Raw genomic sequence first — 18,990 nt, forward strand, 5'->3', positions numbered from 1 at the left:
GCGCCGATGGTACTGCAAGGGTGACCTTGTGGGAGAGTAGGACACCGCCGGACTTAACTTGCACAAAGGCTATGGCCACCCCGACACCGGGGTGGCCATTGCTGTTTAACCCACAACCAGGCAACGAGGAATGGCCGTCCCACGCGGGATGGCCATTCCTCGTTAACTCCCTCACGGTCCCCGCGCCGGGAGAGGGACGCTACGCGCCCTGGATCCGCAGCGCCGGCAGGGGACCGGCGTCAGCGGGTAGCTGGACGACGAGGGCGTCCGCATCGCGGCGCCACTCGAGCTCGGCCCCGGTGCCCAGCAGGCGCACCGATGCTACCTCGCGCGGGTACAGCGTCGACGAGGACCCGAGGGACCGGATACGCACCTCGTTCCCGGCGTCCTCCACCAGGAGAGTGGCGTACAGCGCGTCCTTCGTCGTCGTGAACCGGATGTCCTCCCGCGTGTACTCGGTACGCGTGCCGTCGGTGAACTCCCCCTCCGCCGGCCGCGTCGGCCCCTCCCCGAACACGGTCCAGGGGCGCGTGCCGTAGATCGCCTCGCCGTTGCGGGACAGCCACCGGCCGATTCCCAGCAGCAGCGCCGCGTCCTCGTCCGGGATGGAGCCGTCCGCCCTGGGCCCGATGTTGAGCAGGAGGGCCCCGTTCTTGCTGACCACGTCGACGAGGTCGGCGATGAGCTCTGCCGCGTCCTTGTAGTCCTGGCCCTCGATGTGGCACCACGAGTTGCGGGACACCGAGGTGTCGGTCTGCCAGAAGGGGTGCCGGATGCCGGAGAGCTGCCCGCGCTCGACGTCGAAGACGGCGGCGCCCTCCGGGAAGGCCGAGTGCTTGTAGTCGATGGCGACCGGGCGCCCCCACTCCGCCGCGCGGTTGTAGTAGTAGGCGGCGAGCCTCTGCAGGTAGGGCGCGAACGCGGGCTGCTCGATCCACCAGTCGAAGTAGAGGAGCTGCGGACGGTAGCGGTCCACGAGTTCCGCCGTGCGCACCAGCCAGTCCTCGAGGAACGCCTCAGAGGGCTGCGTCTCCTGCCGCATGGCGGGACCGTACAGGTCGACGTAGTCGGGCCCGAGCACGTCGGAGGGGAAGCCTGCGCCGCCGTTGAAGAACCACCAGTGCTCCGCTCGGTGGGAGGACAACCCGAAGACCATCGACTGCTCGCGCACGGCCTCCGCAAGCTCCCCGATCACGTCCCGCTGCGGCCCCATCTCGGTCGCCTTCCATCGGGTGAACGAGGACTCGTACATCGCGAACCCGTCGTGGTGCTCGGCAACGGGCACGACGAACTGCGCGCCGGCTCTGCGGAAGAGAAGCGCCCATTCGCGGGCATCGAACCGCTCCGCCGTGAACTGCGGGATGAAGTCCTTGTAACCGAACTCGGTGTGCGGACCGTACGTCTCGAGGTGATGCTGGAACGCCCGGCTTCCCTCGATGTACATGTTGCGCGGATACCACTCGTTGTCGAAAGCCGGCACCGAGTACACGCCCCAGTGGATGAAGATGCCGAACTTACCGTCCTCATACCAGCGAGGGATGGTCGTTCCCCGCAGCGAATCCCAGGAGGGAGCGAACGGCCCCTGTTCCACGCCGGCCGTCACCCCGTCGAGGGCGTTGCGATGCGCTTCGGTGTCGAATCCCGGCATTGATCTCCCCACTGAGTCCATTTCGTTCGGCGGTGCCGACCCCTCCATCCTGGCCCTGACGGCATACCCGGTGCGGGCACGGTTCACCCTCTGGACACCGACACGTCACCTGTGCTCCTTATCGTTCGGGCGACCCGCCCCCGAGCCCAAGGACACCGTGAAGCCCTCTTCTTTCCGCCGCCCCGCCCTGGTGGTTGCCTGTTCGATCGTCGTCGCCTCCGTCTCGTTCGGTTTCGTCGCTCCAGCCACGGCCGACATCGTGAGTGCGCCGGTCGGCCTGTCCGCGCCGGACGCCGCGCTCGAACTCGCCGCCATCGGCACCTACGAGACCGGCATCTTCGACGAGAGCGCCGCCGAGATCGTGACCTACTTCGCCGCGAAGCAGCGGCTCCTCGTCGTCAACGCGGCCCAGGCGAAGGTGGAGGTGCTGTCCATCGCCGACCCCTCGGCACCCGAGAAGCTGTTCGACCTGCAGACGACGGGCGTGACCGCCTCGGACGGCTCCGTCGTCCCCATGGGAGCCGTCGCCAACTCGGTCGCCGTGCGCCCGGACGGGCTGGGCGCCATCGCGGTGGAGTCCGACGTCAAGACCGATGCGGGCTGGGTCGTCTTCTTCGACGCGGCCGGGAACGGCACCGCGCTCGGCGCGGTTCGCGTCGGGGCGCTTCCCGACATGCTGACCTTCACCCCGGACGGGTCGCGCATCGTCGTGGCGAACGAGGGCGAACCGGCCGAGGACTACAGCGTCGACCCCGAGGGATCCGTCACGGTGATCGGCGTGCCGTCGGGCATCGCCCCGGCCGATCAGTCCGCCGTGTCAACGGCGGACTTCCATGCGTTCGAGGCCGGCGGCACCGCCCACCTCCCCGCGGGCGTGCGGATCTTCGGCGGCAGGGAGGACGCGGGCACCGGCGTTCCAGACCGCCCGGTGTCGGAGAACCTCGAGCCGGAGTACGCGACGGTGTCCGCCGACTCCACCACCGCGTGGGTGACCCTGCAGGAGGCGAACGCGATCGCGGAGGTGGACCTCGCAACGGCGACCGTGACGGCCATCCGTGACCTCGGAGTCGTCGACCGGATGACGGTGCCCTTCGACGCGTCCGACGAGGACGGTGCGATCGCGATCCGTTCCTGGCCCGTGCTCGGCTTTCCGATGCCCGACTCGATCGACTCCTACGAGGTCGACGGTGCGACGTATCTCGTGACCGCGAACGAGGGCGACTCCCGCGACTGGGAGGGCTACAGCGAGGTCGCCCGGGTGAAGGATCTGGCGGAGGAGGGCCCGGGCCCGGTCTGCGCCGACGCCTTCGATGCCGCCCTCGGCCTGAACGGCGTTCCCACCGACGCTGCCGCACTGCTGGAGGACGGCGCTCTCGGCCGGCTCACCATCACGACGGCCGACGGATTCGACGAGGAGCGCGGCTGCTTCACGCAGCTCTACACCTTCGGCTCCCGCTCGATGAGCATCTGGGACGCATCCGGCGAGCAGGTGTGGGACTCGGGTGACGCGTTCGAGCGCATCATCGCCGAGGCCGTGCCCGAGTTCTTCAACTCGAACCACTCCGAGTCCGGCTTCGACGGCAGGAGCGACGACAAGGGCCCCGAGCCCGAGGGCCTGACCATCGGAGTCGTGGACGGTCGCACCTACGCGTTCGTCGGCTTCGAGCGGGTCGGCGGTGTCGCCGTGTTCGACGTGACCGAGCCGACCGATGCGACTTTCGTCACCTACCTCAACAACCGCAACTTCGCGGTGTCGGCGGAGGACGACGGACCCGCTGGCGCGGGGGACCTGGGACCGGAGGGCCTCACCTTCATTCCGGCGGAGGAGTCACCCACCGGCGGCGCCCTGCTGGCCGTCGGCAACGAGGTCTCCGGCACCACCACGCTCTTCTCGGTCGCCCCGACGGAACTCGACCCGGCCCCGGTGCCCCCGGCGCCGAACCCGGGCACGCCCGCACCGGTCACCCCGGCGCCGAACCCGGGCACGCCCGCACCGGTCACCCCGGCCCCGATCTCGCCCGCGCCGGTCGCTCCGGCTCCGGTCGCTCCTGACCCTACGACCCCCGCCCCGGCCGCGCCCAGCGCGCCCCGTCCGTCGACCGGCACCGGCTCGACCGGCGCAGCAGACGAGGAGTCCCGCGACGAGGACGAGCTGGCCTACACGGGCACCGACTCTCGTCTCGCGGCGGGTGCGGCGGCAGCGGCGGCGCTGCTGATGCTCGGCGGCGCGGCGCTCGTGCTGATCCGCCTGCGTCGGCGCTCCGCCTAGCGCGGCACGGGAAACCAGAGCGGGCCGCCGCGTCGGAAGACGTGGCGGCCCGCTCTCGTCCGTCAGGTCACTCGGACGGCGCGGCGAACCACGGTGGGTGCACGGCGACGCGGGGTGCGAAGTCGGACGACGAGAGGATCCCGCGCACGGACTCGCGGGCGTTGTTGTGTGCGACGCCGATGAGGGAGACGGCATTCAGGGGAACGGCGTTCCGCACGAGGAACTCCGCTCGCGAGGACGCGTCGTCGTCATCGCCCAGCAGGATGCGGCGGAGCATCCGCTCGTGGGTGTCGGTGCTGGCCGCGAAGCGCGTGAGCGGCAGGGCGGCGTCGCCGTCCGCGACGACGATCGCGGGCTGAGCAGGGCTGGCGTCGCCCGAGTGGATGCCCGACACCTGACGGATGGTGCTCACGAGGATCACGAACTCCGCGGCCGGGATGTCCCTGGTTGCGGAGGAGAGGCGCGGGTCCGGCGTGCCGGCGCGGAGGATGTCCCACACCGTCGCGGTGGGGGAGAGGAAGAAGGGCACGTACTCCGCTACCGCGGCGCTGTCGTCCCCCGCGACCGGCGTGCGGCGCCGCGCCTCCCGGTTCTCGGGGGAGGAGATGTCGGTCACTGGCCGGGTCTGCCAGTCGGCGCTCGCATCCGCGAGGAGCGCACCGGTGGCGAGGATGCCGGGCAGGTTGCCGACGTGGGTCACGTGGTAGATCCGCTGCTCGCCGACGTTGAGCGGCCGGAGGGCGGGCTTGCGCGGGGCGGTGGAGGCGGTGCCGCGCAGGGTCGGGGGAGCCGAGCGTCGGGGCGCCGTCGTGGCCCGCACTTTCGCGGGGGCGGGGGTGTCGCGTTTCGGAGCGACCTTCGGGCTACAGACGTCGCAGCGGCCGCGCTCGAGTCCGTGGATGCATTCGTCGATCACTCTGAAACCCTACGTGCCTTCCGTGCGTCCGTCAGTCGAGGAGGTCGGCAGGCACGAGGTCCGGCGCGTTCACGTCGGCGCCGCGCCACCCGGCGGCGGGAGCGACGTGCCGCACGATCGACTCGAGCAGGTGGGCGTTGTAGTCGACCCCCAGCTGGTTGGGCACCGTGACAAGCAGGGTGTCGGCGGCCTGGATCGCGGCGTCACGGGCGAGCTCCTCGGCGATGACGTCCGGTTCGCCGATGAAGCTGCGGCCGAAGCGGGCGAGCCCGCCGTCGAGGTGACCGATCTGGTCCCTGCCTTCCACCTGGGCGCGCACGCCGAAGTAGTGCCGGTCGGCGTCGGACGTGAGCGGGATGATGCTGCGGCTCACGGACACCCGTGGCGTCCGCTCCCATCCGGCCTCGCGCCAGGCTTCGCGGTAGATGGCGATCTGCTCCGCCTGCAGCTCGTCGAACGGCACGCCGGTGTCCTCGGTCAGGAGGGTCGAGCTCATCAGGTTCATGCCCTGCTCACCCGCCCACTTCGCGGTGGCCCGGGTGCCGGAGCCCCACCAGATGCGGTCGGCGAGCCCGGGTGCCTGCGGCTCGATCGCGAGGAGCCCGTTCTGACCGGTCATCCTCGGATCGGCCTGAGCGACACCGGCCCCGTCGATGGCGGCGCGGAAGATGGCCGTCTTGATGCGGGCGTCCTCCGCGTCGGTGCTGCCCTCGCCGGGCACGTAGCCGAAGGCCTCGGGCCCGTTCAGCGCCGGCTCGGGCGACCCGCGGCTCAGGCCGAGCTGCAGCCGGCCGCCGCTGATGAGGTCGGCCGCCGCAGCGTCCTCGGCCATGTAGAGGGGATTCTCATACCGCATGTCGATGACCGCGGTGCCGAGCTCGATGCGGCTGGTGCGCGCGCCCATGGCGGCGAGCAGCGGGAACGGCGACGCGAGCTGGCGTGCGAAGTGGTGCACGCGCACGTAGGCGCCGTCGACGCCGAGCTCCTCCGCCGCGACCGCGAGCTCGATGCTCTGCAGCAGCGCGTCGCGAGCGGTGCGCACGAGAGACCCCTGCACCGCCTGGTAGTGCCCGAAGGACAGGAAACCGATCCGCTTCATACGGGACCCAGCGTCCGCGAGGCGCGCGTTATTCCTTGCCCCGCTACGGGGTCGGGTGCAGGAAGGCGGCGATCGCGGCGCTGCAGCTCACCAAACAACTGTATAGATGTGGGATGAGCGACTTCGACTGGACTGGTTGATCCACACAGCATCTACGAATCTCCAGGACTACCGCGTGAAGCTCGCGAGGTTAAAGCCCGTCGAGCTCACGGATGATGGTCTTCGCTACCTGTGCTCGGCGCCTGGCATGTCTACTAGCCGCCTCAAAGAGCCGGTGCAGAGCAACCTGTGAGAAATGGAAGTTCGGGTCACTTCTGTATGCGTCTGACCGAAGAGTGTCGGAGACCTCCTCATCTCGGTCGTTGCGAGTGACTTCCAGAAAGAATGGAGCTCTACCGTCTGCATCTACTGCGCCGAGTCGAAAATGATTATGACCCACTTGCGCGGTCATATCTCCAATGCCCATCGTAAGACGAGCAGTTGATAGCAGTGAGGAGCGGGCGGGCTCCGTAACGCGCTCCCACGCGACCTTGCCTTGTTGCGTCTTGCTCGTGAGGGTATGAATCACTCCCTCCCAATCTTCAGGCTCGAATAACACGTTTCCTCCTGGTAGGTAGCGGTGTGTCGAATCGCAACTCTGTCGCATATTGCGCAGCCTGGTTGCTTATCTCCGTCATGGATCTGTAGCCGACCCGGACGGTGTCGATTAGGTCAGCAGTTGCATCGAGTGCAAGTTGCTCCTTCGCTTCCGAAGCAGCAACCGCACAGGACGTAAGTTCGGTGATGAATGAATCCCTGGGCGGATTCATCTTTCCCGCGAGTGTGGCGGCATCGCCGCATATTCGCGCAAACCGCACTAGTTCGCGCTGTGCCGCGTATGTATTGCCTCGATGAACAGCGCTGTCGATGTCAGAAAGAATCGGGTGGAACTCAGGCAACAGAGCAAGGAGTTGATTGTATTCAAGTGAAGACTTAGTGTCGCGCTCTGCCTGAAGTGCCGTACGGGCTTTACGGAATTGAAGCCACGCGAGGAGCAACCCGCCGAGTGTGAGAGCGAGGGCGAAATAGTCGAAGAAACTAGGGCGTAGTCGCCAGTCAACTTCGAGAGCTTCCCACCATTCCACATGCAGACCGTATCAGGGCCGGGACTTCTCAGGGAGCGAGCTACACGACAACGCCGGCGGCGGCTCCGCTCGGTGAGCCGACTGGAGGTTTGAGTCCGATGTGACGTCGCTTGATCAGAGCGCGTGTGTCTACCTCGACCTACGTCCCTTCCTTGCCCCGCTACGCGGTCGGGTGCAGGAAGGCGGCGATCGCGGCGGTGAACGCGGCCGGGTCCTCAGCGCCGCACATCTCGCGGGCGGAGTGCATCGAGAGGAGGGGGAGGCCGACGTCGAGCGTGCGGATGCCCAGGCGGGTGGCGGTCAGCGGCCCGATGGTCGAGCCGCAGGGGACGGCGTTGTTCGAGACGAACTCCTGGTAGTCGACTCCGGCCTGAGCGCAGGCGCGCGCCCACTCGGCCGCGCCGAGCGCGTCAGTCGTGTAGCGCTGGTTGGCGTTGATCTTGAGCAGCGGTCCGCCGTTGACGATGGGGCGGTTCACGGGGTCGTGACGCTCGGGATAGTTGGGGTGCACCGCGTGCCCGGCGTCGGCGGACAGGCACCAGGAGCCGGCGAATGCGCGGGCGGAGTCCGACACGGTCGCGCCGAGCCCGGCGCCGATGCGGGCCAGGATGTCCGCGAGGAGGGGGCCGCTCGCACCGGAGCGGGACTCGGATCCCACCTCCTCGTGGTCGAAGGCGGCGAACACCACGATGGCGTCCCACTCGTCCGGCAGGTCGACCATCGCAGCGAGCCCGGCGTGCACGGAGGAGAGGTTGTCGAGCCGACCCGAGGCGAAGAACTCCTCGTTCATGCCGAACACGGCGGGGGCGGTGGTGGCGGCGACGCTGATGTCGTAGCCGGCCACCTCGTCGCCGTCCCGTCCCGCGAGCGCGGCGAGGTGGGCGAGCACGTCGGCGGACGCCGCATCCCGGACGCCGATGATGGGGTTCAGGTGCTTCTGCGGGTCGAGCCGCAGGCCGTCGCTGTTCACGCCGCGGTCGAGGTGCACGGCGAGCTGCGGGAAGCGCAGGAAGGGACCGGTGCGCACGAGGGCGACGGTGCCGTCGGCGAAGGCGAGCCGCCCGGCGAACTCGAGCTCGCGGTCGAGCCAGGAGTTGTAGAGCGGTCCGCCGTAGACCTCGACGCCGGCCTGCAGCCACCCGTGCGACGCCGTCGTGGGCTTCGGCTTGAGCTTGAAGCCAGGGGAGTCGGTGTGCGCGCCGAGGATGCGAAACGGCGTGGTCGGGCGTGCGCTCGCCGGCTGGATCCAGGCGACGATCGCGCCATCGCGCAGCACGAACCGCTTGCCTGCCCCCGTCGGCCACTCGTCGCGCTCGCTCAGCTCGGTGAAGCCGGACTCGGTCAGCCGCCGCGCCGCCTCCTGCACCGCGTGGAACGACGACGGCGACGCCGAGACGAAGGCGGCGAGATCGTCGAGGTGGGCGCGGGCGGGGGTGGTCTGCACGGTGTCGCTCATCGCTCCATTCAAACACCGGCTACCGGCGGCCGGTTCCGGGGTGTGCGCCCGCTGCGATGCCGGTCGGGACGGAGGAGCGATCCTGGAGGAACGCCGCCCCGCCCCGATAGCCTCGGGGCATGAGCAGTGAGTACCGCACCCATCCCGTCGACGCCGAGTCCGAAGAGCGCCTGACCGCCCAGGATCTCCGCTACGGCATCCTCGACAACGGGGACGCGGAGGCCTTCCGGGGCTGGCTGCACGCGGACTCCCGCGGCTTCCACGACTCGCGCCCGACGCAGCAGGCGGTCGACGCGCAGCAGAAGGGACTGGAGTACCGGCGGGCTCTGGGCGTCTGGGACGACGCGTCGCCGGACCCGGTCGTTCCCGTCGCCACCGTCGCGTCCTGGCCCGCGCAGCTCACCGTTCCCGGCGAGACGAGCGTCACGGGGTGGGCGATCAGCTCGGTCACGGTGGCGCCGACGCACCGCCGCAAGGGCGTGGCGCGTGCGCTGCTCGAGGGGGAGCTGCGCACCGCGCACGACCTCGGGCTGCCGCTCGCCATGCTCACGGTTTCCGAAGCCACGATCTACGGACGATTCGGCTTCGCCCCGGCGGCGATGGCGGCCACCTGGAAGATCGACACCCGCCGCGCCGGGTGGAGCGGGCCGAGGCCCGACGGACGCGTGCGGTTCCTGTCCCTCGACCAGCTGAGTGAGCAGCGCGCCGAGCTTCTCGAGCGCGCGCGGCTCTCGGTGCCGGGCGAGATCGAGCACTGGGACTACCTCTGGCACCGGATGCTCGGCGCCGCCCACGAGGGCAAGGACAACGGAAAGGACCTGCACGCCGTCCGCTACGACGACGCGGACGGGGTCGCGCAGGGCTTCGCGCTCTACCGCTTCACCGAGCAGGACCAGGAGTTCGCGTCGCACGTGCTCGACCTGCACTACCTGCTCGCGGTCACGGACGACGCGTACGCGGGTCTCTGGCGCTATCTCCTCGAGATGGACCTGGTGCGACAGGTGCACGCGCCGCTGCGGTCGGTCGACGAGCCCGTCGCCTGGCAGATCACCGACCAGCGCGCCGCTCGGAAGTCGAACGAGGGGGACCACCTGTGGGTCCGCATCCTCGATGCGAAGGCCGCGCTCGAGGGGCGGCGCTACCGCGCCCCGGGTCGGATCGGGCTCCGGGTGACGGATCCGCTCGGGTTCGTGGAAGGGGATGTCCTCGTCGAGATCGGCGCGGACGGGGCCGCCTCCGTCTCGCCGCTGAAGGGCGAGGCCCCGGACGGCGTCGCCGAGCTTGCGCTGTCCGCCGCGGACCTCGGTGCCCTGTACCTCGGCGGCGTCTCGGCAGGCACCCTCGTGCGGGCCGGACGCGTGACCGAGCTCAGGCCGGGATCCGCCGACGTGCTCGACGGCTCCTTCCGCTCGCCCGTCACGCCCTGGCTGAGCATCTGGTTCTGATCCGTGCCAACCCCCTTCTGATCCGCGGCGCACTGCTGCATCGTCTTCGTCGCCGCACGGCGAGGTGCGCGTTTCGTTGGGCTACCGCTTGACGGGTTTCCCCGCGATGCTGGCGCCATGACATCGATGACCCGGCCCCGCCGGCACCTCGTGCCGGCGATCGTGGCCGCCGCGGTAGTCCTGCTCACGGGCTGCGCCGGCTCAACCGGCACGGGGGCGGGGATCGGGGGACCCGCCGGTGAACCGGCTGCCGAGCCGACGGCCGTGGCGACGCCCGAGGACCCGTTCGCGTGCGGGATCGGCGTGAGCAGCACCGCCCCCGTGCTGGGCGACACCCTGCTCATCGACCGGGCGCCGGCGCCTGAGTGCCTGTCCCTGCTCCCCGGCTCGACGCACACCCTGTGGCTGCAACCCCTCATCTATACTCCGGAGACCCTGCACTCCGAGAAGGTCACCGTGACGGTTGCCGACGACGGGTCCTTCACCACGAGCGTCACCGTGCCCCGGATCATGCCGGTCGGCCGGGCGGTACTCCAGATCGAGCCGCAGGACACCGGGTACTGCGGGAGCACCGGGAACCTCGACTGCATCCTGCCGAGTGTGTTGCTCGAGGTCCGTTTCGACGAGCGGGACCTCCGGCCGCTCACGATCGTGCGGGCGGACGTGGAAACCCCGGCGCTACCGGACGCCGACGGCCTCCCGGGACCGGGCTCGCCGCCGCCCTACGCCGCCCGGGGGCCGGAGGAGGGGCAGCTCACGCTCGTCATCTGGGGGAGCGCCTGCGCCACCCTTCCTGGCTCGTTCGTGGCGTCGGCCCCCGCGGACACGCTCGCCATCCTGAGCGAGACGGAGGACGACGTCTGCGCACAACCCCTGGTGGCGTGGACGACGGTGATCGAGCTGCCGCCGGAGAGAGCCGACCCGCGCGTCGTCACGGTGGACAACGTCGAGGCCGTCCTGTTCGACCTGGCTTCTGCCGGTTGACGGGCGCGCCCGGGTGGCGAGGGCAGCGGCGGATCGGCGGCCGGCGGGTGCTTTCCGGACCGGCGCATGCATGCCGCCTGTCCTGCACAGGCGGCTCGGGGCGACCGGGCTGAACGGATCCGGCCGCTGCGGTCCGGAGCATCCCGTGTCCCGCCAGGGTGTCCGGATGAACCCGCCACCCTACGACCGAGAGCACCTCGCGCCCCTCACCTCGCAGGCCGCCATCGAGGAGCGCGCCCGGCTGCTCATCGGCCGCGCCGCCCGCCGCCAGATCTGGTTGTTCTTCCTCGACGACGAGGACCGGCAGCTGCCGCTGCTCATCCCGGTGCAGGACCCGCCGCCGCAGCCCGCCGAGGACGACGACCTCAAGTTCGCATCGCTGCTCGCGTACGTGCAGGAGCAGACGGACGCCCGGGGCTTCGTCGCGATCATCGAACGCTTCGGCGGTATGGCCCTGACGCCGGCCGACTCGGCCTGGGCGAGGATGCTCACGTCCGCAGCCTCGCTCAGCCCCCTCAGCCTGCACGGGATCCTGCTGTCCCATGCCCGAGGCGTGCGCTGGGCCGCGCCGGACGACTACGCGACCGCGCGCACCAGAGCTGCGGACACCGCGTGACGCTCCCTCGCGTCTCCGATGCCCTCGGCATCCGCGCTGCCAAGCCCCGCTCCCACCCGCCGCTCAACACGGGCAGTCCTGCCCCGTCGCGCCTGACCGGTCGTGTCGGTGGGGCGGGTTAGCGTATCCGCATGAAGATCCTGCACACCTCCGACTGGCACATCGGGCGCACCTTTCACGGGCACTCGACGCTGGGCCAGCTGACCGAGGTGCTGCAGTCCATGGTGGAGACCGTCCGCTCCCGGGACATCGACGTCGTGGTCGTGGCCGGCGACGTGTTCGACTCCGCGACGCCCGCCGCGGAGAACTACGGCGTCCTCACCGCGGCCCTTCGAGGCCTCCGGGACGCCGGCGCCACGGTCGTCGTCACGAGCGGAAATCACGACTCGTCCGCCCGCCTCGGCTTCCTCGCCGAGTTCGTCGAGCTCGCGGGCATCCACGTCATCACCCAGCACAATCAGCACGACCAGCCGGTCACGGTCGACGACGAGCACGGGCCCGTGCACATCTACGGCATCCCCTACCTCGAGCCGGCCCTCGTGCGGCACGCGTATCCCGACGCGGAGCTGCGCAGCCACGAGCAGACGCTGCGCTTCGCCATGGACCGGGTGCGGGCCGACCTGGCCGCCCGCGGCGGGCGTTCCGTCGTCGTCTCGCACTGCTTTGCAGTGGGCATCGAGGCGAGCGACGTGGAGCGCGACATCACGGCGGGTGGTCTGGACTACGTGCCGATCGGCGTGTTCGACGGCCCCGATTACGTGGCGCTCGGGCACATCCACGGGCGGGCGGCACTGAGCGAGCGCGTCCGTTACTCCGGCGCGCCTCTGCACTACTCCTTCAGCGAGGCGGGGAAGCCCCGGGGCGGCTGGCTCGTCGAGTTGACCGCCGACGGGCTGGGCCCCGTCGAGTGGCTCGACCTCCCCGTTCCGCGACGGCTCACGGTGCTCACGGGGGAGCTCGACGACCTGCTGACGAACGCCGTGCACGCTGTGCACGAGCAGGACTGGGTCTCCGCCGTGGTCACCGATCGCGTGCGGCCGCTGGACGGGATGCGCCGGCTACAGGAGCGGTTCGGCTGGTGCGCCGCGCTCGAGCACCGTCCCGCCGTGACCGACCAGCCGGTCGCGGCGACCTACGCCGAGCGCGTGCGGGCGAAGAGCGACACGGAGATCGTCGCAGGCTTCCTCGAGCACGTCCGCAACGGGGTGGGGCCGAGTGAGTTCGAGCGGTCCGTCCTCGCGGAGGTCCTGGCCGAACAGGCCGCCGGGGAGGTCGCCGCGTGAAGATCCTGGCGCTGACCATGGCGGGCTTCGGCCCCTACAAGAACGAGCAGCACGTCGACTTCGAGCAGTTCGACGACGACGGCATCTTCCTCATCACGGGCAAGACCGGGGCCGGGAAGTCGAGCATCCTCGACGCCATCTGCTACGCCCTCTACAACGGCGTCCCCCGCTACGAGGGCACTCAGCAGCAGCTGCGGAGCGACCACTGCGACATCGACGACCCCACCTTCGTCGAGCTCGACTTCCGCATCAACGGCACGGACTATCGCGTGCGCCGCACCCCGGAGTTCGAGCGGCCGAAGCGTCGCGGCTCCGGCACCACGAAGCAGGCCGCCTCCGCCGAGCTGTTCGTGCGGGACGGGGACGGTTGGCGCGGGCTCGCCGCGCGTGCGGTCGATGTCGCCATGGAGCTCGACGGGGTGCTCGGTCTCAGCAAGGACCAGTTCCTGCAGGTCATCCTGCTCGCGCAGAACCGGTTCCAGAAGTTCCTGCGCTCCGGCAACGACGATCGCCAGGCCGTGCTGCGCACCCTCTTCGGCACCCGGCGGTTCGAGCAGGTCGAGACCGCGCTGGTGGAGAGGCGCAAGGCCCTCGAGACACGCCTCGGATCGTCGCGCGATGCCCTCGCCGCTCACGCGGCGCACGTGGCGGGCGTGCTGCAGATGGAGGCGCCGGCGGCCGATCCGACCCTCGAGTGGTTCGAGGAGACGCTCGCGGGCCACGAGGTCCTGATTGCCGCGGCGGAGACCGCGGCACAGTTCGCCGACGCCGCCGCGCTCGCCGCGGTTGCTCACCTCCACGCGGTGGAGGAGGCGAAGGCGCTGCAGGCCCGGCGGGACGGGGCCCGCCGGCAGCTCGCGGACTGGGAGGCTCAGCGCGAGGGCGTAGCCCAGGACCGTCTGGTGCTCGACGCCGCGACACGGGCGTCCATCGTCCAGCCTCAGATCACCCGCCGGGCCGAGGCGGCGGCGTCCCTGGAGGCCGCGACCGACCGTGAGGCTGTGGCGCGCGAGCGCTACGCGGAACTGGGGGACCCGGACGCTGCATCCGCCGAGCTCACGAGCCTCGTCGACGACGCGAAGGCCGAGCAGGGTGCACTGCAGGCCGTGCTGGCGGACGAGGCCAGGCTGCCCTCCCTGCAGCGCGACGTGGCGTCGGCTGCGGAGCAGGTCGCCGCCTGTGTCGACGCCATCGAGGTCGCGGTCGCGAGTGCCGCTGAGCTTCCCACGCGCATCGAGTCCGAGACGCAGTTGTTCCTGGACGCGCAGGGGCGCGCTGCAGCCGAGCCGAGCGCGGCCGAACGGGTGGCGAGCGTCGTCGCGTCGCTGACCTCGGCAACGCGAGCCGTGCCGCTGGAGAGCGAGCACCGGGCGGCTCTGGAGCGGGAGAGGAGCGCGAACGCGGCACTCACCGCCGCCGTGGCGGAGCACGGTGCCCTCCTGAGCCGGCGGCTCGCCGGATACGCGTCCGAGCTCGCATCCGAACTCGTCGATGGAGCGCCGTGCGCCGTCTGCGGGTCGGTCGACCATCCTGTCCCGGCGTCTCCAACAGACGATCAGCCACACGTCACGGACGCGGATCTCGACGCCGCGAACGCCGCGATCACCGAGGCCTCCGCCACGCTGAGACTCGCCTCCGATGCGACCGCCGCGGTGGCCCTGCGCCTCGCCGAGGAGCGCGCTGCGTCCGGTGGGAAGGGAGTTCCGCAACTCGAGGGGGAGCTCGCCGAGGCGGAGTCCGCCCTCGGCGCCGCCCAGGCGGCGCGCACCGAGATGACCGCGAGACAGCGGAAGCTGACCGCCCTCCGGGCCGAGTTGGAGGGCGCGAACGCGACGCTCGAGCGGCTGCGCGACGAGCGGGCCACGGCGGAGAAGCGCCAGGCGGAGCTGACGGTCTCGCTCACGGACATCGACGCCCGCGTGCAGCAGGCGCGCGGCGACTACGGCTCGGTGACCGAGCGCGCCGCCGCGCTGGCACAGCGCATCTCCGCCGCGACGGCGGTGATCGAGGCGGCTGGCCAGGTGGACGCCTGCCGTGCCGCCCTGGAGGGTGCCGAGGCGGTGCTCGCGGCGCAGTTCGCCGAACACGGCTTCGCGACCGCGGACGAGGTGGATCAGGCGCGACGGTCCCGCGTCGAGATCCAGGTGCTCGAGGCACGCATCCGGGCGTACGAGCAGGGTGTGGCGACGGCCTCCGCCACCCTCCGTGAGCTGGCCGACTCCGACCTCCCCGACGAACCGATCGGAACGGACGCTGCACGGGAGGCGGCCGCCACCGCCGCCGCGGCCCGGGACGACGCGAGGGACGCGCGCGCTTCGCTCGCGGAGCGGGCATCCCAGCTGCGGTCGACGGTGGAGGCCGCTCGCGCGCAGTACGCGGCATCCGCTGGGTTGCAGGAGGAGTACGCGCAGCTGCGCGAGCTGACGAATGCGGTGCAGGGGCTGGAGCCGAACACCAAGCGCATGCGCCTCGAGACGTACGTGCTCGCCGCGCAGCTCGAGGAGATCGTCGCCGCGGCGAATGCGCGCCTCGGCGCGATGACGCACGGGCGGTTCGCGCTGGAGCACGACGACGCGGTGCAGTACCGCAACACGCGCAGCGGGCTGGGGCTCGCCATCCTCGATCAGCACACGGGCCGGTCCCGGGCGACGCACTCGCTCTCGGGCGGCGAGACGTTCCTCGCCTCCCTCGCGCTCGCGCTCGGTCTCGCGGAGGTCGTGCAGAACCAGGCCGGCGGCATCACGCTCGACACCCTGTTCATCGACGAGGGCTTCGGCTCCCTCGACAGCGAGACACTCGAGACGGCCATGGCGACCCTGGACGGACTGCGCGCGGGTGGGCGGACCATCGGGCTCATCAGCCACGTCGACACGATGAAGGAGCAGATCCACGCAAAGCTCCACATCCGCGTGACGGATCAGGGCCACAGCGAGATCACGGCCGCGCGCGAGCTCCCCGCGATCCCGGTCGCGCCCCTGGGGCCCCTGGCCGACCCCGCCCCTGCGGTCGCGCAGCAGCCCGACCTGGTGGGAGCGGCGGCACCCTAGAGCTGCGCCCTACGGGCCCCGCGGTCGAGTCCTCCAGAGCCGCGATGACGAGTTCGGTGACGAGCTGCAGGAGTGCCCGGGGTGTGGGAGTGAGCTCGTGGTGCAGCTGCTGCGGTTGTGGCGGGGACCGGCGGTGGTGCTGGTGTGCCCGATCTGTGATCTCGGGGTGGCACCGTTCGGTCGGGGTTAGGGCTGTTGGCGCCAGAGCCGCCAGGCGGCGTCGGTGAGGGTGTCCGTGCTGCCGAGGTCGGTGTCCTGCCGGCCGGTGCACTGGTAGGTGGTGAAGTGGGGCCCGGTATTGCGGGTGATGTGGCCGAGGTCGCCGCGGCCGCGGACGCGCAGGGTCCAGCCGCCGCGGAGGTTGGGGGTCAGTTCACGGATCGGGGTCCAGGTGTGCGCCATGAGACCTGAGTGTGGTCACCACCTCTGACACCGCTTCGTGAGCGCCTATTGGTGCTTGTGAAGGTGAGCCGACCGTCCGAGTGAGAAGACGGATGACCCCAGGATGAGAGCGCTCCACCCGAGGTAGAACCAGCCGATGAAGCCGCGCGTGTCGGTGAAGATGATCCAGACGGAGCCGCCGATCATCAGCGGTGCGAGGACGCACTGCATCACGAGGACTCGTCGAGCTCGACGGAGAGCCTTCTCTTCCGAGATGGTGAGGTCGGGCCAGTCGGTGGCGCTCCAGGACTTCCGTACTGTCCAGGTTGCGGCGACGGCGCACAGGAGGGACGCCGCCACGAGAACGACCACGCCGAGGAGGGACAGTGGGGGAGTGGCGATCAGCCAACCCCCGGTCCCGGCCATCGCCAGTCCGACGACCATGCCGAGGAGGCCGGCGAGGCGTGGCTTCAGGTACATGGCGACAACACTCTCACTCCACCGAGCTGTTGACCCGGGCGAAAGACGCCCCAGTAGGGAGCAGGACGGGGGCGCGCCGCAGCGGCGGGGGAGTGTGAGGGGGTGTTTCCCTCACGACTTGACCTGACCAGTGTGGTCAGGCCCAGCCGGCCCCTCGGGTTAGAGGGCGCGGAGGATGGCGACGATGTGGGGGGAGCGGGGCGAGGATGATCGCGAGCCGGTCGATCACGTCGGGTGTGGGTGTGCTGCTGGCGGCGGCGGTGAGCTGGTGGAGTTGGTGGTCGGTGAGGCTGGTGCTGTCTCCGGTTGGGGTGGCAGCCGAGGGCGATCGCGTTACCGAAGAGGACGGCGGGGTGCCGAGTGTGTGGGCGATGAGCCGCTAGAGCGCCCCGGAGAAAACGAGGATCGGCAGGACGATCCCTGCGATGATGCAGAACGTGCCGGCAGCGGCCATGAGTCCGGGGGTTTGCGTGGCTGCGGATCGGTAGTGTCCGCGTTCGTTCCGTTGCCGCTGAGTTGCAGCGGATATGCGGGCGCGGAAGATGATGAAGCAGATGCCCCAGATGATGCAGATAGGCGAGAAGATCAGCGCCCCGATCTGACCCTCGGTCATCCGGCGACTCCGGGATGATCGGACCGGGAAGCATCCTCGTGCGTGCCAATGAAGAGTCCCCATCGGCGGTAGTCGACCGCCATGAGTGCCGCTCCCATCGTCAATAGCCCCGCCGCAAGCAGAAGGAACCACCGCGTGTCGGCATCACTGGCGATGGCGAGTCCGACATTCATCAGGGCCAGCGCTGCCCAGATCGGGATGACACCCTCCGTGACTGCACAGGACTGCTTGGCGATCGTGAGCAGAATGTCCAGCTTGGCAGGGTCCGGCGGGATCTTGCCTCGTAGCTGCTTGGTCACCCACTTCCGCTCCCGCCGGTTGAGGGCGCTGATTGCTTGACGCCACCTAGGGATGTACCGGCCGGTCCGTTTCGCCCAGATGAAGCCGACTATTCCGGTCACCAAACCGACGGCGAAGAACAGATACCCGATCAGCTGGCTGCTGGTGAAGGCGTCACTTTCGGTGCCGCCAGTTGCCGAGCTGAGTGAAGGGGCCAGGACACCACCGGCGATTCCGCCGAGGACCATGACGGTGAGTAGCAGGGCGAACAGCTGCCAGCGTCGACGGGGCATGCGCCGATCGGGAACGCCTTCGGCCAGTCCTCGGGCGGCGGCCCACCGCTGCTCCGACTCCACGTCGGTTGTATCTGTCGGAGCCACTACTCGTTGCCTTTCCTATCGCGGCCCCCGCCGTGCACTTCTTGCAGCCTTGAGGAGTGGTCGGGGGATGGCAACGCCCCAACTACGGATGGATGGGGGCGCTGAACGGTCACCGGGAGGTGTTGGTCGCCGGTGTGTGGAGCGTAGGCAGGGAGCTGGTGGGCGCGAACGCGGATCTGGGCTGCGTCGGTCCTGGCGTCGCAGGGTTTAGCAGCGTTCGGGCGGGGGTGATCCTGCGGCGCGCCACTGTTCCAGGGTGATGATCAGCCCGGTGTAGTGGCCGGGTCCGAGGTCTCGGATGTTGGGGGTGCCTTTGACGCTGCAGAACAGGTCTTTGGCATATCTGGTGACGATCTGCGGGCTCGGGTAGCCCAGGGCCGCCCATTCCTCGAAGGTGAGCGGTACTCCTACCGATTCTCTGAGGTTCACCATCGCCGTGATGACGGGGGTCCAGCTGAGCTTTTGGTACCCCTGGTTGAGGACGTCGGTGAAGCCGGGCGAGCCGAGGCGTTGCCACTCCCCGTAGGTGAGTTTGTGCTTGGGGGTGTCGCGGTGTTCCCGGTAGTTCCAGAGGAAGAGGTCTGATCCTGTTTCGTACCTGAGGACCACCGAGCCTGGTATCAGCGTGTCGCGGGTCGGAGTGGGGGCGCCGGCTTTGATCCAGCCGTCGAAGTCCATGTCGTCTGCGTAGGTGATGTCACCGAGACGCATGACTCCCCACACGCGGTCCGACCACTCATAGGCCTTGTAGACGGTAGGTGCTGGCGTTGGTGTCGGGAACCCGTCGACCTCCCACTCGACGTCGGTCGCGATACGGGCGGGCGGAGCGGGATCGGGCGATGCCCCTTCGACGATGACATACAGGTCCGAGGAGAACGGGACGCTGTAGTACACGTCGTTGAGGGGTCCGGCGTTCGCTGCGGGCGACGGCAGGCCGATGCTGGTTAGGACGGTTGCCATGGCAACGGCT

General features: G+C 69.9%; 16 protein-coding genes. 6 read left to right on the forward strand and 10 right to left on the reverse strand.

Annotated elements, in window-relative coordinates; genetic code table 11:
* Nucleotides 1-199 precede the first annotated feature (199 nt).
* Nucleotides 200-1,648 carry an alpha-L-fucosidase gene (locus DAI20_RS15895; protein WP_108252671.1) on the reverse strand — a complete coding sequence of 483 codons (1,449 nt, stop codon included), beginning with the start codon at nucleotides 1,646-1,648 and terminating at the stop codon, nucleotides 200-202.
* A 157-nt stretch (nucleotides 1,649-1,805) separates the two neighbouring features.
* On the opposite strand from DAI20_RS15895, the gene DAI20_RS15900 reads away from it, so the two are divergent.
* A complete protein-coding gene (locus DAI20_RS15900; RefSeq protein WP_240606122.1) occupies nucleotides 1,806-3,917 on the forward strand; it encodes a choice-of-anchor I family protein in 2,112 nt (703 codons plus the stop codon).
* A 67-nt stretch (nucleotides 3,918-3,984) separates the two neighbouring features.
* On the opposite strand, the gene DAI20_RS15905 is transcribed toward DAI20_RS15900, so the two are convergent.
* The 4 genes from DAI20_RS15905 to DAI20_RS15915 all read right to left on the reverse strand — a co-directional run bounded on the left by DAI20_RS15905 (nucleotide 3,985) and on the right by DAI20_RS15915 (nucleotide 8,512).
* Complete coding sequence (locus DAI20_RS15905) at nucleotides 3,985-4,833, reverse strand: DUF4433 domain-containing protein (RefSeq protein ID WP_108252673.1); 849 nt, start codon at nucleotides 4,831-4,833, stop codon at nucleotides 3,985-3,987.
* Nucleotides 4,834-4,864: 31 nt separating this feature from the next.
* Nucleotides 4,865-5,932: an LLM class flavin-dependent oxidoreductase gene (locus DAI20_RS15910; RefSeq protein WP_108252675.1), complete on the reverse strand. Its 1,068-nt coding sequence runs from the start codon at nucleotides 5,930-5,932 to the stop codon at nucleotides 4,865-4,867.
* Between the two features lie 581 nt (nucleotides 5,933-6,513).
* Nucleotides 6,514-7,056 (reverse strand): hypothetical protein, encoded by a 543-nt coding sequence (locus DAI20_RS18615; RefSeq protein WP_159085097.1) that lies wholly within the window; start codon nucleotides 7,054-7,056, stop codon nucleotides 6,514-6,516.
* 160 nt (nucleotides 7,057-7,216) lie between these two features.
* A complete protein-coding gene (locus tag DAI20_RS15915) occupies nucleotides 7,217-8,512 on the reverse strand; it encodes a M18 family aminopeptidase (RefSeq protein ID WP_108252677.1) in 1,296 nt (431 codons plus the stop codon).
* A gap of 119 nt (nucleotides 8,513-8,631) precedes the next feature.
* On the opposite strand from DAI20_RS15915, the gene DAI20_RS15920 reads away from it, so the two are divergent.
* The 5 genes from DAI20_RS15920 (at nucleotide 8,632) to DAI20_RS15940 (ending at nucleotide 15,887) form a co-directional block, all read left to right on the forward strand.
* Nucleotides 8,632-9,957, forward strand: coding sequence for a GNAT family N-acetyltransferase (locus tag DAI20_RS15920; RefSeq protein WP_108252679.1), 1,326 nt, complete (start codon nucleotides 8,632-8,634; stop codon nucleotides 9,955-9,957).
* Nucleotides 9,958-10,074: 117 nt separating this feature from the next.
* On the forward strand, nucleotides 10,075-10,941 hold the full coding sequence (locus DAI20_RS15925; protein WP_108252681.1) for a hypothetical protein: 867 nt from the start codon (nucleotides 10,075-10,077) through the stop codon (nucleotides 10,939-10,941).
* Between the two features lie 166 nt (nucleotides 10,942-11,107).
* Nucleotides 11,108-11,557, forward strand: a complete 450-nt coding sequence (locus tag DAI20_RS15930; RefSeq protein ID WP_108252683.1) for a hypothetical protein — start codon at nucleotides 11,108-11,110, stop codon at nucleotides 11,555-11,557.
* 131 nt (nucleotides 11,558-11,688) lie between these two features.
* Nucleotides 11,689-12,840, forward strand: a complete 1,152-nt coding sequence (locus tag DAI20_RS15935; RefSeq protein ID WP_108252685.1) for an exonuclease SbcCD subunit D — start codon at nucleotides 11,689-11,691, stop codon at nucleotides 12,838-12,840.
* On the forward strand, nucleotides 12,837-15,887 hold the full coding sequence (locus DAI20_RS15940; RefSeq protein WP_108252687.1) for an AAA family ATPase: 3,051 nt from the start codon (nucleotides 12,837-12,839) through the stop codon (nucleotides 15,885-15,887). The genes DAI20_RS15935 and DAI20_RS15940 overlap by 4 nt, the downstream gene beginning before the upstream one ends.
* 186 nt (nucleotides 15,888-16,073) lie before the next feature.
* Here DAI20_RS15940 and DAI20_RS15945 read toward each other — a convergent pair whose 3' ends face one another.
* From DAI20_RS15945 to DAI20_RS15965, 5 genes are all read right to left on the reverse strand, one after another.
* Nucleotides 16,074-16,289 (reverse strand): hypothetical protein, encoded by a 216-nt coding sequence (locus DAI20_RS15945; protein WP_108252689.1) that lies wholly within the window; start codon nucleotides 16,287-16,289, stop codon nucleotides 16,074-16,076.
* A gap of 45 nt (nucleotides 16,290-16,334) precedes the next feature.
* Nucleotides 16,335-16,748 (reverse strand): hypothetical protein, encoded by a 414-nt coding sequence (locus DAI20_RS15950; protein WP_108252691.1) that lies wholly within the window; start codon nucleotides 16,746-16,748, stop codon nucleotides 16,335-16,337.
* 379 nt (nucleotides 16,749-17,127) lie between these two features.
* Entirely contained in the window at nucleotides 17,128-17,361 is a 234-nt protein-coding gene (locus tag DAI20_RS15955; protein WP_108252693.1) for a hypothetical protein, read from the reverse strand.
* Nucleotides 17,358-17,996, reverse strand: a complete 639-nt coding sequence (locus DAI20_RS15960) for a hypothetical protein (RefSeq protein WP_108252695.1) — start codon at nucleotides 17,994-17,996, stop codon at nucleotides 17,358-17,360. Before DAI20_RS15960 ends, DAI20_RS15955 begins: the two co-directional genes overlap by 4 nt.
* Nucleotides 17,997-18,227: 231 nt before the next feature.
* Complete coding sequence (locus DAI20_RS15965) at nucleotides 18,228-18,980, reverse strand: hypothetical protein (protein WP_108252697.1); 753 nt, start codon at nucleotides 18,978-18,980, stop codon at nucleotides 18,228-18,230.
* Between the last annotated feature and the right edge of the window lie 10 nt (nucleotides 18,981-18,990).

Origin of the sequence: Planctomonas deserti (genome assembly GCF_003067705.1) — a bacterium.
Classification (GTDB): Bacteria; Actinomycetota; Actinomycetes; order Actinomycetales; family Microbacteriaceae; genus Planctomonas; species Planctomonas deserti.